12 protein-coding genes and 1 tRNA gene are annotated in these 15,609 nt (G+C 70.7%); 1 reads left to right on the top strand and 12 read right to left on the bottom strand.

Features of this window, described 5'->3' with window-relative positions:
• Positions 1-4 precede the first annotated feature (4 nt).
• From IFT73_RS03235 to IFT73_RS03180, 12 genes are all read right to left on the bottom strand, one after another.
• Positions 5-1,120 carry a bifunctional RNase H/acid phosphatase gene (locus IFT73_RS03235; RefSeq protein WP_192166357.1) on the bottom strand — a complete coding sequence of 372 codons (1,116 nt, stop codon included), beginning with the start codon at positions 1,118-1,120 and terminating at the stop codon, positions 5-7.
• On the bottom strand, positions 1,117-1,857 hold the full coding sequence (locus tag IFT73_RS19490) for a C4-type zinc ribbon domain-containing protein (protein ID WP_192166356.1): 741 nt from the start codon (positions 1,855-1,857) through the stop codon (positions 1,117-1,119). Before IFT73_RS19490 ends, IFT73_RS03235 begins: the two co-directional genes overlap by 4 nt.
• 2 nt (positions 1,858-1,859) lie before the next feature.
• Positions 1,860-2,684: a Nif3-like dinuclear metal center hexameric protein gene (locus IFT73_RS03225; RefSeq protein ID WP_371811141.1), complete on the bottom strand. Its 825-nt coding sequence runs from the start codon at positions 2,682-2,684 to the stop codon at positions 1,860-1,862.
• The gene (locus tag IFT73_RS03220) at positions 2,681-3,691 is read right to left on the bottom strand and encodes an aldo/keto reductase family protein (RefSeq protein WP_192166355.1); all 1,011 of its coding nucleotides are present in this window, start codon (positions 3,689-3,691) and stop codon (positions 2,681-2,683) included. The genes IFT73_RS03225 and IFT73_RS03220 overlap by 4 nt, the downstream gene beginning before the upstream one ends.
• A 25-nt stretch (positions 3,692-3,716) precedes the next feature.
• Positions 3,717-5,828 (bottom strand): ATP-dependent DNA helicase RecQ, encoded by a 2,112-nt coding sequence (locus IFT73_RS03215; RefSeq protein ID WP_192166354.1) that lies wholly within the window; start codon positions 5,826-5,828, stop codon positions 3,717-3,719.
• Between the two features lie 46 nt (positions 5,829-5,874).
• Positions 5,875-6,642 (bottom strand): putative protein N(5)-glutamine methyltransferase, encoded by a 768-nt coding sequence (locus tag IFT73_RS03210; protein WP_192166353.1) that lies wholly within the window; start codon positions 6,640-6,642, stop codon positions 5,875-5,877.
• 24 nt (positions 6,643-6,666) lie between these two features.
• Positions 6,667-8,028, bottom strand: a complete 1,362-nt coding sequence (locus IFT73_RS03205; protein WP_197983472.1) for a GDSL-type esterase/lipase family protein — start codon at positions 8,026-8,028, stop codon at positions 6,667-6,669.
• Between the two features lie 168 nt (positions 8,029-8,196).
• The gene (locus IFT73_RS03200; protein WP_192166351.1) at positions 8,197-9,507 is read right to left on the bottom strand and encodes a carboxypeptidase regulatory-like domain-containing protein; all 1,311 of its coding nucleotides are present in this window, start codon (positions 9,505-9,507) and stop codon (positions 8,197-8,199) included.
• Between the two features lie 125 nt (positions 9,508-9,632).
• Entirely contained in the window at positions 9,633-10,928 is a 1,296-nt protein-coding gene (locus IFT73_RS03195) for a carboxypeptidase regulatory-like domain-containing protein (RefSeq protein ID WP_192166350.1), read from the bottom strand.
• Positions 10,929-11,204: 276 nt separating this feature from the next.
• Positions 11,205-11,278 (bottom strand) — tRNA-Val (locus IFT73_RS03190).
• A gap of 163 nt (positions 11,279-11,441) precedes the next feature.
• Positions 11,442-11,900 (bottom strand): peroxiredoxin, encoded by a 459-nt coding sequence (locus IFT73_RS03185; RefSeq protein WP_192166349.1) that lies wholly within the window; start codon positions 11,898-11,900, stop codon positions 11,442-11,444.
• A gap of 407 nt (positions 11,901-12,307) precedes the next feature.
• Positions 12,308-12,694, bottom strand: a complete 387-nt coding sequence (locus tag IFT73_RS03180) for a DUF3052 domain-containing protein (protein WP_082556119.1) — start codon at positions 12,692-12,694, stop codon at positions 12,308-12,310.
• A 127-nt stretch (positions 12,695-12,821) separates the two neighbouring features.
• Between IFT73_RS03180 and aceE the strand changes: the two genes are divergently transcribed.
• Complete coding sequence (aceE, locus tag IFT73_RS03175) at positions 12,822-15,578, top strand: pyruvate dehydrogenase (acetyl-transferring), homodimeric type (protein WP_192166348.1); 2,757 nt, start codon at positions 12,822-12,824, stop codon at positions 15,576-15,578.
• Positions 15,579-15,609: the final 31 nt, after the last annotated feature.

Below are 15,609 nucleotides of genomic sequence, written 5' to 3'. Positions count from 1 at the left end.
CCCGTCAGGGGACGATGTTGAAGCCGCGCAGCGACGCGGGGCCGTCGGGCCACCACGACACCGTCGTGATCGAGGCGGGCGACAGCTCCATCCGGTAGATCACGCCCATCGGGGCGTCGAGCGCGAGTCGCACCAGCATCTTGATCGGCGTCACGTGGCTCACGACCAGCACGGTCCGGCCCGCGTACCGGGCGGCGAGGCGGTCGCGCGCGTCGGCGACGCGCTCGTGCACGGCGTCCATCGACTCGCCGCCGGGCGGCGCGACCGAGCTGTCGGCGAGCCACGCGGTGAGCTCGTCGCCCCAGCCCTCCTGGATCTCGGCGAACGTGTGGCCGTCCCAGTCGCCGAAGGCCGTCTCGACGACACCCTCGTCGATCTCGACGTCCAGACCCAGCACGTCCGCGGCGGCGGCTGCCGTCTCACGCGTGCGGCGCATCGGGGAGGCGACGATGGCGTCGATCGAGCCGTGGTCGGCGAGCCAGCGGGCCGCTCGGCGCGCCTGCTCGCGGCCGGCCTCGGTCAGCTCGGGGTCGGCCGTGCCGCCGCTGCCGCTGAACGCCTTGCGCTCGGTGGCCGCCGTGACGCCGTGGCGCAGCAGGACGAACGTCGTGGCCGTGCCGGACGAACCGCCCCAGCCCTTGGACGGAGCGGGAGCTGCCGTGGCGGCAGGCGTGGCTGCCGCGGCCGGCCCCGTCACGAGCCCCGAGCCGCCGTCGCGCTGGCTGTCGAGCGCGGCATTGGCGAGGGCGTCGGCGGCCTTGTTCTGCTCGCGCGGCACCCACGTCCACGTGGTGCCGCGGGGAGCGAGCCGGCGGGCCTTCTCCGCCAGCGGGATCATGCTGGGGTGCTTGACCTTCCACCGTCCGGCCATCTGCTCGACGACGAGCTTGGAGTCCATCCGCACCTCGAGCTCGGCACCGTCGGCGTGCTCGAGGTAGAGCTCGAGACCGGCGATCAGCCCGGCGTACTCGGCGACGTTGTTGGTCGCGACGCCGATCGTCTCACCGCGCTCGACGATGACCCGGCCCGTGCCGGCGTCGCGGAGCAGCGCCCCGTACGACGCAGGACCCGGGTTTCCGCGCGAGCCGCCGTCGGCCTCGATGACGACCCGCGAGGTCACAGACCGGACTCGGCGGTGCGCACCAGGATGCGGCTGCACTCGGGGCAGCGCAGGACGTCGTCCTCCGGCTGCGCAGCGAGCTCACGCAGGTCGGCCCCGTTGATCTCGAGGCGGCAGCCCTCGCAGCGACGGGCCCGCAGCGCGGCCGCGCCGGTGCCGTACTGCCCACGCAGCTTGTCGTAGAGCGTCACGAGGTCCTCCGGCACGTCGGCGGCGGACGTCGCGCGATCGGCCTGCGCCGCGGACGCCTGCTCGTCGAGCACGGCGATCGCGGCATCGCGCGCCGCGACCTTCTGCTCGAGCTCGGCGGTGACGGCCGAGAGATCGCCCTGGACGTTCGTCAGCCGCGCCTGCGCCTCCTCGAGCGACTGCATGATCTCGAGCTCCTCGTCCTCGAGGGTGCCGATGCGGCGCTCGAGGGCGACGAGCTCGTGCTGCAGGCTCGCGAGGTCCTTGGGGTTGCTGACGGCGCCGGAGTTGAGGCGCTCCTCGTCGCGGGTGCGACGGGTCTTGACCATCTCGACCTCGGCGTCGGCCTTCTTCTGGGCGCGGGTCAGGTCGGACACGGCGGTGTCGTGCTCGATGCGCTGGCCGTCGAGCTCCTTGAAACGGGCCTCCAGCGCGGTGATCTCCGCGAGCTCGGGCAGGGTGTTCTTGCGGTGCTGCAGCTGGGCGAGGAGGGCGTCCTGGGCCTGGAGCTCGAGGAGCGCGGCCTGGGCGGTGGGATCGGCTTTCACAGTCACACCGTACCGGGCAGGCTCGCGGTCCACGGATCGGTCACGATCGTCGACACCCGTACCTCGAGCCCGGGCAGGGTCGACCTCAGCGCGTCGGCGGCGACCGGCAGCCACGTCCACTCGGCCGACCAGTGCGGCACGTCGATCACGGCGCACGGATCGGGCTGCTCGAGGTGCTCGCTCACGGGGTGGTGCCGCAGGTCGGACGTGACGTAGACGTCGGCTCCCTGAGCCTGTGCGGCTCCGAGCAGGAAGTCGCCCGATCCCCCGCACAGCGCGACGGTCTCGACCATCCGGTCCGGGTCGCCGGCGATGCGCACGGCGCTGTGGTGCGACGGCAGGTTCGTCGCGACACGGCGCGCGAACTCGTCGAGCGTGACCGGTGAGGCCAGCGTGCCGATGCGGCCGCTGCCGCGCTCGGGTGAGTCGTCGGGCTCGAGCGGGCGGACGTCCTGCACGCCCAGCGCGAACGCCATCGACTCCGAGACGCCGAGCGGTGGGCAGTCGGCGTTGGTGTGGCACGTGTGCAGCGCGATGCCGTGGCTGATCAGGGTGTGCACGACGCGACCCTTCGGCGAGTCGGCCGCCACCGACGTGACGCCCTTGAGCCACAGGGGGTGGTGGACGACCATCAGGTCGGCACCCCAGGCGACGGCCTCGTCGACCACCGCGGTGACCGGGTCGACGGCCAGGAGCACCTTGGTGACCGGCGCGTCGGGATCGCCCGCGACCGTGCCGACGGCGTCCCAGTCGTCGGCCCACCGCGGGTCGTACAGGCCGTCGAGCACCGACACGACGTCGCGCAGGACCGTCACGTCGCCGCTCACGACGGACGCGCGGCCGGCGTCTGCTCGGCCGTCAGCGAGGCGTCACGGACGACGACGTCACCGAGGGCCTCGTCGATCGCGGCCATGGCGTCGTCGCCCAGCGCGACACCCGACGCCTTGGCGTTGTCGGTGACCTGCTCGGGCCGCGAGGCACCGATGATCGCCGCGGAGATGTTGGGCCGGTGCAGCACCCACGCCACCGCGAGCTGGGCCATCGAGATGCCGGCCTGGTCGGCGATCGGCTCGAGCCGAGCGACGGCCTCGAGCACGTCGTCGCGCAGCCACCGGCTGATGTTCTGCGAACCACCCGACTCGTCGGTCGCGCGGGAGCCCTCGGGAACGGGCTGGCCCGGCTTGTACTTGCCGGTCAGCACGCCCTGCGCGATCGGCGACCACACGATCTGGCCGAGGCCGAGCTCGTCGCTGGCCGGCACGACCTCGTCCTCGATGACGCGCCACAGCATCGAGTACTGCGGCTGGCTCGAGATCAGCGAGAAGCCGAGCTCACGGGCCAGCGTCTGCCCCTCGCGGATCTGCTCGGCCGTCCACTCCGAGACGCCGATGTAGAGGGCCTTGCCCGACCTCACGACGTCCGCGAACGCCTGCATCGTCTCCTCGAGCGGCGTGTGCACGTCGAAGCGGTGCGCCTGGTAGAGGTCGACGTAGTCGGTCTGCAGACGGGTGAGCGATCCGTTGATCGACTCCATGATGTGCTTGCGCGACAGGCCGGAGTCGTTGGGGCCTCCGGGACCGGTGGTCCAGTAGACCTTCGTCAGGATCTCGAGCGACTCGCGCCGCTGGCCGGCCAGGGCGCGACCGAGCACCGACTCCGCCTTGGTGTTGGCGTAGACGTCGGCGGTGTCGAAGGTCGTGATGCCGACCTCGAGCGCCTGCCGGACGCATGCGGTCGCCGCGTCCTCCTCGACCTGCGAGCCGTGGGTCAGCCAGTTGCCGTAGGCGATCTCGGAGATCTTGAGACCGCTGTTGCCCAGATATCTGTGTTCCATGCCGACCAACGTACCGACGAATGCCTCAGCCGACCTGGGCCAGCACGAGCGGGAGCACCGCGCCGGCGCCGTGGCGGCGCAGCTCGCGCGCCGCGACCGTCAACGTCCACCGGCTGTCGACCCGGTCGTCGATCAGCAGCACGGGCCTGCCCCCGAGTGACTGGAGCCCGTCGGCGAGCGCCGGACCGACCGCGAGCTGGCCCCACACGTCGGCCAGCCGGTAGGCGCTGTTGCCGCCGGGCCCGCCCCGCGATCCTTCGCCGACGAGGTCGAGGGACCCGAGATCGGTCAGGCGGCCGATGCGCGCGATGCCTCGCGCCATCGAGTCGACGAGCTGCGGCTTGGACCGCGACGGGATGCTGACGACCGCGGCGGGGCGCTCGGCCCAGCCCCAGTCCTTCAGCACCCGGACGCAAGCCCCCAGCAGCTCGTCGCCGATGGGCCCGTCGGGCGCTCCGGCGGCGAACAGCTCGCGCAGCGCACCACCCCAGCCGAGGTCGGTCAGACGGGCGACCGCGCGGCCCGCCTCGGCGCGGTCGTCGACCGGGATCTTGCCCTTCGCCTCGACGCCCAGGCGCTCGGCCCCGGTCGGCCACTGACCGCGTGGCTCGACCTCGACGCCGACCTTGTCGAGCGTGCCGGACGCGACCTGGGTCGCGGCGGTGTCGACACCGGTCGGGAACCACGGGCCCGCGCAGTTGTCGCACCGGCCGCACGACGCCGCCGTGGTGTCGTCGAGGTCGCGCTGCAGCATCTCCATGCGACACGTCGCGTCGTGCTGGTAGGTCAGCATCGACTGCTGCTCGGCGTCGCGGGCCGCCGCGATGCGCTCGTAGCGCTCGCGGTCGTAGACCCAGGGCTGACCGGTCGCGACCCAGCCGCCCTGCACCTTACGCACCGCACCGTCGACGTCGAGCACCTTCAGCAGCAGCTCGAGCGGGGTGCGGCGCAGGTTGACCCGGGCCTCGAGGGCGGGCGTCGACAGCGGCGCCTCGCCGAGCTCGCCGATGACGGCCGCCGCCCGCTCCTCGCTCGGCATCGACGACGTCGCGAAGTACGTCCAGATGTCCTTGTCCTCGCGCCCGGGCAGCAGCAGGACGTCGGCGTTGTCGGTGGCGCGGCCGGCACGTCCGACCTGCTGGTAGTAGGCGACGGGCGACGAGGGTGCGCCGAGGTGGATGACGAAGCCGAGATCGGGCTTGTCGAAGCCCATGCCGAGTGCGCTGGTGGCCACGAGTGCCTTGAGCTCGTTGCCCTTGAGCTGGCCCTCGAGCTGCTCGCGCTCCTCGGGGTCGGTGCGCCCGGTGTAGGCGCGCACGGCATGGCCACCCTCGCGGAGCAGCCGCGCGGTGTCCTCGGCCGCGGACACCGTCAGCGCGTAGATGATGCCGCTGCCGGGCAGCTCGGCGAGGTGGCTGAGCAGCCAGCCGAGCCGGTCGCGCGCCCCGGGCAGCTCGAGCACGCCGAGGCGCAGCGAGGTGCGGGCCAGGGACCCCCTGATGGTCAGCACCTCGCCCGCGGCGCCGAGCTGCTCGGCGACGTCGGTGACGACGCGGGCGTTGGCCGTCGCGGTCGTGGCCAGCACGGGCAGGTCGGACGGCAGCTGCCCGATCAGCTCGGCGAGCCGTCGGTAGTCGGGGCGGAAGTCGTGCCCCCAGTCGGAGATGCAGTGGGCCTCGTCGACCACGAGCATGCCCATGCGCTCGATCAGCGCGGGCAGCTGCTCGTCGCGGAAGCGCGGGTTGTTGAGCCGCTCCGGAGAGACCAGCAGGATGTCGATCTCGTCGGCGGCGAGCTTGGCCCGCGTCTCGTCCCACTCGTGCGGGTTGGCCGAGTTGATCGCGACGGCACGGACCCCTGCTCGCGCCGCGGCCGCGACCTGGTCGCGCATCAGCGCGAGCAGGGGCGAGACCAGCAGCGTCGGACCCGCACCGCGCTGGCGGAGCAGCAACGTCGAGATGAAGTAGACCGCCGACTTGCCCCACCCCGTGCGCTGGACCACCAGGGCACGCCGGTGGCCGTCGACGAGGGCCTCGATCGCCTCGAGCTGCCCGTCGTGGAAGACGGCGTCGTCGCGGCTGGTGAGGCGCCGCAGCGCGGTCGTGGCGTCGGAGGCGGTGCTGGTCGCAGAAGGCATACGAGCATCGTGTCAGGAGCCCACGACACCTCGGTCGCGGCGGCCGTCAGGCGGTGGACGACACCAGCACCGCCGTGCCGTCGACGTCCTCGCACCGAACGACTCGTGCCGACAGCCCTGCCCGCTCGAAGGCCTCGGCGGTCAGTGGCGCCTGCCGCATGCTGGTCTCGACGAGCAGGTGGCCACCCGGTGCCCACCAGTCCGCCACCCCAGCGGCGAGCCGTCGGTGGAACGCGATCCCGTCGGGGCCACCGTCGAGCGCGGTGCGGGGCTCGTGGTCGCGGGCCTCGGGCGGCATCGACGCGATCGCGTCGGTCGGGACGTACGGCGCGTTCACGACCAGCAGGTCGACGCGCCGGCGCAGCTCGATCGGCAGCGCCTCGAAGAGGTCACCCCCGTGCAGGTGGCCGCCGAGCGGCTCGACGTTGCGGCGGGCGCAGGCCACCGCCGCCGGGTCGACGTCCGCTGCGTGCAGCTCGATGCCCGGCACCTCGTGGTGCAGCGCCACGCCAACGGCCCCCGTGCCGCAGCACAGGTCGACCACCACGGACCCCTGGCCGACCAGCCCGGTCCCGTGCTCCACCAGCACGCCCGAGCGGGCCCGTGGCACGAACACTCCCGCGTCCACGACGACCCGCCGTCCGTGGAACTCGGCCCACCCGACCACGACCTCGAGTGGCTCGCCCCGCAGCCGGCGAGCCGTCATCTGCTCGAGCTCGCCCGGCGAGGCGGCGGACGACCGCAGCACGTCGGCCTCGTCCTCGGCGAAGACGCTGCCGGCCGCGCGCAGGCGTGCCACGAGAGCAGAGGACATCGATGAAGTCACCCCGACATCGTGTCACCGCACGCGGACGCGGTACGTGCGCGTGAAGCCGGCCGTGCTGTCCGTCCCGGAGTACTTCACCGTCACGGTGCGGGTGCCGGCCGGGATGCGCGACAGCTTCAGTGTCGCGCGGCCCTGCCTGACCTTGACGGTCTTGACCCGCTTGCCGTACGAGACGGTGACCTTGCCGCCGGGACGGGTCTTGGTCACGGCTCGCCTGATCGACACGGACACCTTGACCGAGTCGTTGCCGCCCCTGCGTGCGACGGTCGCGCGCACCGCCGCCTTGAGCCTCACGTCGAGCCCGGAGACGTCCTTGCCGCGCTTGACCGTCACGACCCGCGCCGTCGGCCGGCTCGAGCCACCTCCGAGGTACCGAGACGCCCATGCCTTCCTCGGGTCGACGACCCGCACCACGTACGACCCCTTCGGGATGCCCGCGAGGGTGAACCGGCCGTTCGCGCGCGTCGCGACGGAGCGGCTGGCGGTCCCGTTGACGGCGGTGACACGGACGCTCGCGCCCTTCACCGCCTTGCCCGAGTAGCCCGTGATGCGGCCCGAGAGGGTCGACGACGAGGGCAGAGCCGAGAACGCCGCGAAGGCCAGATCGGCCAGGGCCTGCTCGCCCTGCGCGTTGGGGTGCAGGATCACCGGGTTGGTGCCGCCGATGACCGGCTCGACCCAGCGTGTCCCGATCGGCTTGCAGGCGTCGCGGCCCTCCGACGGTCCGTTCAGGTCGACGTACGTCGCACCGGTCGCGGACGCGGCCCTGCGGACGGCGTCGTTGAGGGTGCTCTGCAGGCTGCGCAGGTAGGGGACGTCGCCCGTCGCGACCGGCACGCTCACATAGCAACCGACGGTGGCCGGCAGGATCGACGGGTAGCCGAGGATGATGACGCGCGCGTCCGGCGAGCGCTGCTGCACCGCCGTCAGCGCCTTGACCAGGGCCGGGTACGTCGTGTTGCGCACCGTGTTCTCGAAGGAGTCGCCGTTCTGGTCCTTGCACGGGCTGCCCGTTCCTAGCGTGGACAGGCCAGCCGTGACGCATTTCTGGATCGCACCGCTGAACACGCTGCTGTCGTTGCCGCCGATCGTCATCGTCACCAGATCGGTGTCGGCCGTCAGCCGGTCCAGCTGCGGCGCGACGTCGGAGAACTGCGGCTGGAAGTAGTCCGTGGTGTCGGCCCCGCTGCACGACGCGTCCGTCAGGTTCGCGTTGAGCCTTGTCGCCAGCACGTGCGGGAAGTTGAGTGTCGACTGCGCGCAGTTCGGGGAGGCACCAGGGGCGAGAGGCAGCAGACCGGCTCCGGCGCTGTAGGAGTCACCCAACGCCACGTAGCGCAGCGGTGCCTGCGCCGGCTCGTCGGCGGACGCCATCCCGGATGGTCCACCGACGGCCGTCAGGCACACGACGATCCCGGCAGCAACTGTTCGACGCATACGCATTCCTCGACTCGATGTGAAGGGGACTCCCCCTGAGTGACCCACGTCACATCGAGACACGGTAGCCGCGCGATCTGGAATCCGCAGGCTTTCCGGGCGGCGCTACTTCACCGTGACCCTGACGGTCTTGGAGAAGCCGGCCGTGCTGCCGGTGCCCGAGTAGTCGGCGACGAGCTTGCGCACACCCTTGCGAAGGCCCGTCAGCGTCACGGTCGCCGTGCCCTTGGTGACCTTGACGGTCTTCGTGATGCCCTCGTACGAGAGCGTCAGCGTGCCACTCGGGGCGCTGCCCGAGGCCTTGCGCGTGATCCGGAACGCGACCTTGGCCGTGCCCGCACCGGTCCGGGTGGCGATCTTGGCCCTCGCGACGGACTTCAGCCTCGTGTCGACGGAGCGGACGGGCTGACCCGAGACGACCGTGATCGGCTGACGCACGGACTTGTCGGGGCCACCGCCCAGGTACTGCGACGCCCACACGCCGTCGGGGTCGTCGTACCGCACCTGGTACGAGCCGGAAGGAAGAACCTCGCGGACGGTGAAGCGACCGCTCGACCGCGTCACGCCGACCTCGCTGACGCCTGCACCGGTGATGCTGACGTGGATGCCCTTGAGGGACCGGCCCGAGGTGTCGGTGACCTGTCCCGTGACGGTCGTCGTCGGCGGCAGCGCCTTGGCCGCGGTGAGGGGTGGGACCTGCCGGCGCTCACCGGCGCCGACCGCGATGCGCTGGGCGACCGAGTCGTCGCAGTCGGCGAGCGCGTTGGTCGCCGGGGAGAAGCACTGGGCCGCGTACGGCGCTCCCCTGACGATCAGCGCGTTGTACGTGCCGGGGGCGACGCCGCCGAGCGTGAACGTGCCGTCGGCCTTCACCGTGGCGTCCTCGGCCGTGGCGAACTCCGGGACGAAGTAGTTGTCGCGCGTCTCCTCGTCCTCCTCGCTGGCGATCGTCACCTCGAGGGCACGCGGGTCGCCGCCGTCGGAGCGGGTCACCGTGCCGGTGATGATCCCGGCGCGCTGCGCCCAGACGTTGCGCGTCACGACCTTGCCCGCCTTGGGGCGGACGGACCGGTGCGTCCTGACGATGTTGCCGGAGCGGTCGCTGACCACGACGGCGTACCCGGCGGACTCCGACGAGAGCTTGACCAGCGACACGCCGGAGATCGTGTAGCGCCCCTTGCTGTCGGTGTTCGCGGTCTTGACCCGCGCGTACTCGGGGTCGTCGACGTCGTCGCCCATGTCGCGGTACAGCTGGACCCGCGCGAACGACACGGGCTTGCCGTCGAGCGTCACGACGCCCTTGACGGTGGCCTTGCTCGTCGCGGCGACCGCCGGCGACGTGAGCCCCCCGGCCAGCAGCGCGATCGCCGCCACCACCGCGGCGACGGCGCCGCTCCTCGTGATCGATGACGTCATGACACTCCCCTCTTGTTGCCGGCACGCAGGTTCGCGCCGGGTCCTGCAGCTGCTCGTTCGTCAGGAGCGAGACTCACCATGACCGAACGACACCCCGCGCGAAAGACCGGGCGGAACACGTTCCGTCACCTCGGCGAGAAGCCGCGCGTGAATCCCGCGGTGTTCGACGTCCCGGAGTAGACCGCCGTCACCGCGTGCCGCGATCCGGGAAGTCCGGTCAGCCTGACGGTGACCTTGCCGTTCTTCACCCGAGCCGTCGCCGACGAGCCCGCCGACGTGATCGTCATCGACCCGCTCGGCCGTCCACCCGACACGCGTCTCACCAGGGAGAACGTCACCTCGATGAATCCCTTGCCCGACCTGAACGAGACCCTGTTCTTGGTCGCCGACTTCAGCCGCGTGTTGAGCCCGGCGGCGGGCTGCCCCGGCGTCACGACGACCTGGCGACGCACCGTCAGGTCCGTGTCACCGCCGAGGTACTGCGACGCCCACACGCGCCGAGGATCGTCGTACCGAACGGTGTACTGGCCGGCGGGGATGCTCCCCCGCAGCGAGTACCGACCGCTCGACCGCGTCAGGACCGTCTCCCGCACGGAGTCGCCCAGCACGCTGACCTCGATGCCCTTCAGCGGTCTGCCGGACGTGTCGGTGACCGTGCCAGCCACCTTGGTCACGGGTGGGGCGAACGTCGTCTTGGTCACCGTCGGCAGGACGCGGGTCTCGCCGGGCCTCAACGTGATCTTCTTCTGCTGGAACGGGATCGACTCGCAGGAGCCCAAGGAGCTGCTGACGAGGTCGTAGCACTGCACGGCGTGTCGGCCGTCCATGAGCTGCACCGCGTCGTACCCGGTGGCAGGAACCCCGGCGAGACGGAAGGTCCCGTCGGCCCGCACGGCCGTGTCGAAGACCGGCTTCAGCTTGTCGTAGGACCCCGGGAGGAGATCGTCCCGGTTCGAGTCGAGGGTGATCGTCAACCCGGCGGGTGAGCGGCCGTCCGACGTGTTGACCGAACCCGTCACCGTGGCCGCCGCCGCGAGGCGCACGTTCCTCGTGAGGGTCCTGCCCGTCTTCACGACCACCGTCCGATAGGTCTTGACGCCCGCGCTCGAGCGGTCGGTCACCAGCACGGCGTACGTGCCGCTCGAGGACGTCGCCGACAGACCGGAGAAGTCGTACCGGCCCTTCCGGTCCGTGTTGTCGGTCTTGAGGCGCGACGAGACCTCGCGCTCCTCGGTCGTCGTGTCGTAGACGAGGCGGAACAGCTGCACCTTCGCGAACGGGACCGGCCTGCCATCGAGCGACACGACACCTGTGAGCCTCGCGGTGCTGCCGGCCGCGGAGGCCGGCGCCATCATCCCGGCGGCCACGAGCGCGACGGTGGCGAGGAGCGCCGAGGCGGCTCTGACGGCGGGTGTCTTCATGGGTCCCCCTCAGGACGGGCACCCCGTGCGGACGCCGATCCGAAGTTACGCCTGGGGCTGGTGTGAAAGCAACGACCTGTCACCCGGGCCCGTCCGTGTCGCTCGAGCCGGCGACTCGGCAGCGAATTCCGCGGGCACCCGCGACGTCACGACGAGCCGTCGTGCCCGGGATCGTCGTCCGGGTGAGCGGCGAGCAGCACCCGCCGATCGTAGGCACGATCGACGGGACGTGTGCGCAGCCGCACGTCGATCGTCCGTGCAAGCACCCGGCAGGGGTGGGCGAAGAGGGACTCGAACCCCCGACCGTCCGGGTGTAAACCGGAAGCTCTAACCAGCTGAGCTATTCGCCCTCAGGACAGCGGCACACTACCGCAACGACCGGCACGGGGCGGCACACGCAAAGGCTGCGGCTGCCAAGGTCTCGGGTCCCTGGCAGCCGCAGCACGTTCATCAAAGCGCATCGGCAGGCCCAGCCGCAGCCGATTCAGGAAGATTTAGGGAAAGCCGAGGCGCTCACGCCAGGTCGGCGAGCGCGGTCCGATAGTCAGCAAGATCGCGGGCCTCACCGATGCCGTTGACGACCTGCCAGCGCAGGATCCCCTCGCGGTCGATGACGAAGGCGCCGCGGTTCGGCGCGCCGGCGTCCTCGTTGAACGAGCCGTACGCGCGCGACACGTCGCCGTGCGGCCAGAAGTCGCTCAGGATCGAGAACGTGTAGCCGTCCCGGTCCGCGAATGCCCGGTTCGAGAAGAAGTGGTCGCACGAGATCGCGAGCACCTCGGCGTCGTCGGTCTCGAAGGCCTCGAGGTTGTCGCGGATCTCGCACAGCTCGCCCGTGCAGATGCCGCTGAACGCGAACGGGAAGAACACGAGCACGACGTTCTTGCCGCGCAGGGACGACAGCGAGACGTCCTCGCCGTGCTGGTTCTTGAGCGTGAAGTCGGGTGCGGCGTCGCCGATGGAAAGAGTCATGCACCGAGCCTAGTGCGCTGAAGTCCGCCAGGGAGCGAAGCGAGCGTGAGGGCCGAGCCTGAGGCGATTCGCGGGCGTCAGTCCCCCTCGCTCCGCTCACGGTCGGCCGCCGGCGGCCTCCCTGGGGGACGACGTCGAATCGCCAGGGAGCGAAGCGAGCGTGAGGGCCGAGCCTGAGGCGAATCACTGGCGTCAGTCCCCCTCGCTCCGCTCACGGTCGGCCGCCGGCGGCCTCCCTGGGGGACGACGTCGATACCCAGGGAGCGAAGCCCCAGGTCAGCACGAGCGTCAGCGGCGCGGCGCGGCGAGCTCGATCGCTCGCCACGCCTCGCGGTCCGGCGGCTTCGCCGCGCACGCTCACGCTGCGCTGGCGCGCTTCGACGCTCGGGCGCGGCGCGCCCTCGGTCTCAGCGCTTGTGGGCGGTGAGCCGGGTGGCGGCCCAGTCGGCCGTCGCGGCGGACGTCGTGGTGACCGACAGACCGGCCACCTCGGCGGCCTCGACGACGTCGGCGCCCGGGACGTAGTTGTCGCGGCCCACCTTCGGCGTCAGGAGCCACACGTTGCCGCCATCGACCAGGTCGGTCAGGGAGTCGACGAGTGCGTCGGTCAGATCTCCGTCGCCGTCGCGCCACCACAGGATGACCCCCTCGACGTCCTCGCCGAAGTCGCCGTCCACCAGGTCGTTGCCGGTGTGACGCTCGATCTCGACCCGAAGTTCCTCGTCGACGTCCTCATCCCAGCCAAGCTCCTGGATGACGGTGTCAGGACCGAAGCCCAGCTTGCCCGCGTCCACCGGTATGTCTCCTCGCGTTCGTCGAAAACCTACTCAAAAGTAGGTTCGTCGGCATGGGTTGCCGGTATCACAGTAGCGAACCGGAGGTGGAATGATGGACACGTCCACAAGACAACTGGGAGTGAACATGCCGCAATCCGGCCAGGAACGTCCGCCCGTCATCCACGAGGGTCTTCCGACCCAACTGCCTGACATCGACCCCGACGAGACGGCCGAGTGGCTGTCCTCGCTCGACGACATGGTCGACAGCCGCGGACGCAGCCGTGCTCGTTACGTGATGCTCAAGCTCCTCGAGCGGGCTCGCGAGCAGAACGTCGGCGTGCCGGCTCTGCGCAGCACCGACTTCATCAACACGATCCCTCCCGAGCGCGAGCCGTGGTTCCCCGGCAACGAGGCGATCGAGCGTCGCATCCGCTCCTACATCCGCTGGAACGCCGCCGTCATGGTGTCGCGCGCCAACCGTCCCGGCCTGGGGGTCGGCGGTCACATCGCGTCGTACCAGTCCGCGGCCAGCCTGTACGAGGTCGGCTTCAACCACTTCTTCCGCGGCAAGGACCACCCCGGCGGCGGTGACCACATCTACTTCCAGGGTCACGCGGCGCCCGGCATCTACGCCCGCTCGTTCCTCGAGGGCGGACTGAACGAGACGCAGATGGACCGGTTCCGCCAGGAGCACTCGCACGGCGAGGGCAACGGCCTGTCGTCGTACCCGCACCCGCGCCTCATGCAGGACTACTGGGAGTTCCCGACCGTCTCGATGGGCCTCGGCGGCATCAACTCGATCTACCAGGCGCGCTTCAACCGCTACCTCCAGAACCGCGGCATCAAGGACACCAGCCAGCAGCACGTCTGGACGTTCCTGGGCGACGGCGAGATGGGCGAGGTCGAGTCGCTCGGCGCGATCGGCGTCGCCGCTCGCGAGGAGCTCGACAACCTGACCTGGGTCATCAACTGCAACCTGCAGCAGCTCGACGGACCGGTGCGCGGCAACGGCAAGATCATCCAGGAGCTCGAGTCCACGTTCCGTGGTGCGGGCTGGAACGTCATCAAGGTCGTGTGGGGACGCGAGTGGGACGACCTGCTCGCCCGCGACACCGACGGCACCCTCGTCAACCAGATGAACCGCACCCCCGACGGCGAGTTCCAGACCCTGTCGGTCGAGACCGGTGCCTACAACCGCGAGAACTTCTTCGGGCCCGACCCGCGCCTGCAGAAGATGGTCGAGCACCTCACCGACGGCGACATCGAGCGTCTGCCTCGCGGCGGTCACGACTACCGCAAGGTCTACGCCGCCTTCGAGGCCGCCCAGAAGCACACGGGCCAGCCGACCGTCATCCTGGCGCACACCGTCAAGGGCTGGCTGCTGGAGTCGTTCGCCGGACGCAACGCGACGCACCAGATGAAGAAGCTGACCAAGGACGACCTCAAGGGCTTCCGCGACCGCCTCAACATCCCGGTCTCCGACGAGCAGATCGACGGCAGCGACATCGCGCCGTTCTACCACCCGGGTCCCGACAGCGAAGAGATCCAGTACATGAAGGCCCGGCGCGAGGCACTGGGCGGCTCGCTGCCCAAGCGCATCGTCAACCCGACGACCGTCAAGCTGCCCGACCCGAAGGTCTACGAGGAGCTCAAGAAGGGCTCGGGCAAGCAGCAGATCGCCACGACGATGGCGTTCGTCCGCCTGCTCCGCGACCTCATGAAGGATCCCGAGATCGGACGTCGCATCGTCCCGATCGCGCCCGACGAGTACCGCACGTTCGGCATGGACTCGATGTTCCCGTCGGCCAAGATCTACAACCCGGCCGGCCAGACGTACGAGTCGGTCGACCGCAAGCTGCTGCTCGCGTACAAGGAGTCGGCCCAGGGCCAGCTGTTGCACGAGGGCATCAGCGAGGCCGGCGCGATGGCGTCGGCGATCGCGGCGGGCAGCTCGTACTCGACGCACGGCGAGCCGATGATCCCGGTCTACATGTTCTACTCGATGTTCGGCTTCCAGCGGACCGCCGACTCGATCTGGGCGATGGCAGACCAGCTGGCCCGCGGCTTCCTGATCGGCGCCACGGCCGGACGCACGACGCTGACCGGTGAGGGCCTCCAGCACGCCGACGGCCACTCGCCGCTGATCGCGCAGACCAACCCGGCCGTCGTGCACTACGACCCGGCGTTCAGCTTCGAGATCAGCCACATCGTGAAGCTGGGCCTGGAGCGCATGTACGGCACGACCGACCAGCACCCGCACGGCGAGGACGTCATCTTCTACCTGACGGTCTACAACGAGGCGTTCAACCAGCCGGCCGAGCCGGAGGACGTCGACGTCGAGGGCCTGCTGAAGGGTGCCTACATCTACCGCAAGGCGTCCGGCGAGGGCGTGCCGGCGCGCATCATGGCGTCCGGCGTCGCGGTGCCGTGGGCGCTCAAGGCCCAGCAGATCCTGGCCGACGACTACGGCGTCGCCGCCGACGTCTGGTCGGTCACGTCGTGGAACGAGCTCGCCCGCGACGCCATCGCGGCGGAGAAGTGGAACCTCAACAACCCCGGCGAGTACAGCAAGATGCCGTACATCACGTCGCGGCTCATGGACTCCAGCGCCGTCACGGTCGCCGTCAGCGACTACATGCGCGCCGTCCCCGACCAGATCGCCCGCTGGGTCCCCGGTCCGTGGCAGTCGCTCGGAGCCGACGGCTTCGGCTTCGCCGACACGCGCGCGGCGGCCCGTCGCGTGTTCCAGATCGACGCCGAGTCGATCGTCGTGTCGGTGCTGCAGACGCTGGCCCAGCGCGGCTCGGTGCCGCCGGAGAAGGCCCGAGAGGCCTTCACCCGGTTCCGCATCGACGACCCGACCGCCGTGGCCGATGTCGAGCAGGTGGGCGGCGACGCTTGAGACAGACCTCGTGGCTGAGGTTGGGCATGGG

Source organism: Aeromicrobium sp. CFBP 8757 (assembly GCF_014841755.1).
Lineage (GTDB): Bacteria > Actinomycetota > Actinomycetes > Propionibacteriales > Nocardioidaceae > Aeromicrobium.
This window is presented reverse-complemented; position numbering and strand designations above follow the sequence as displayed.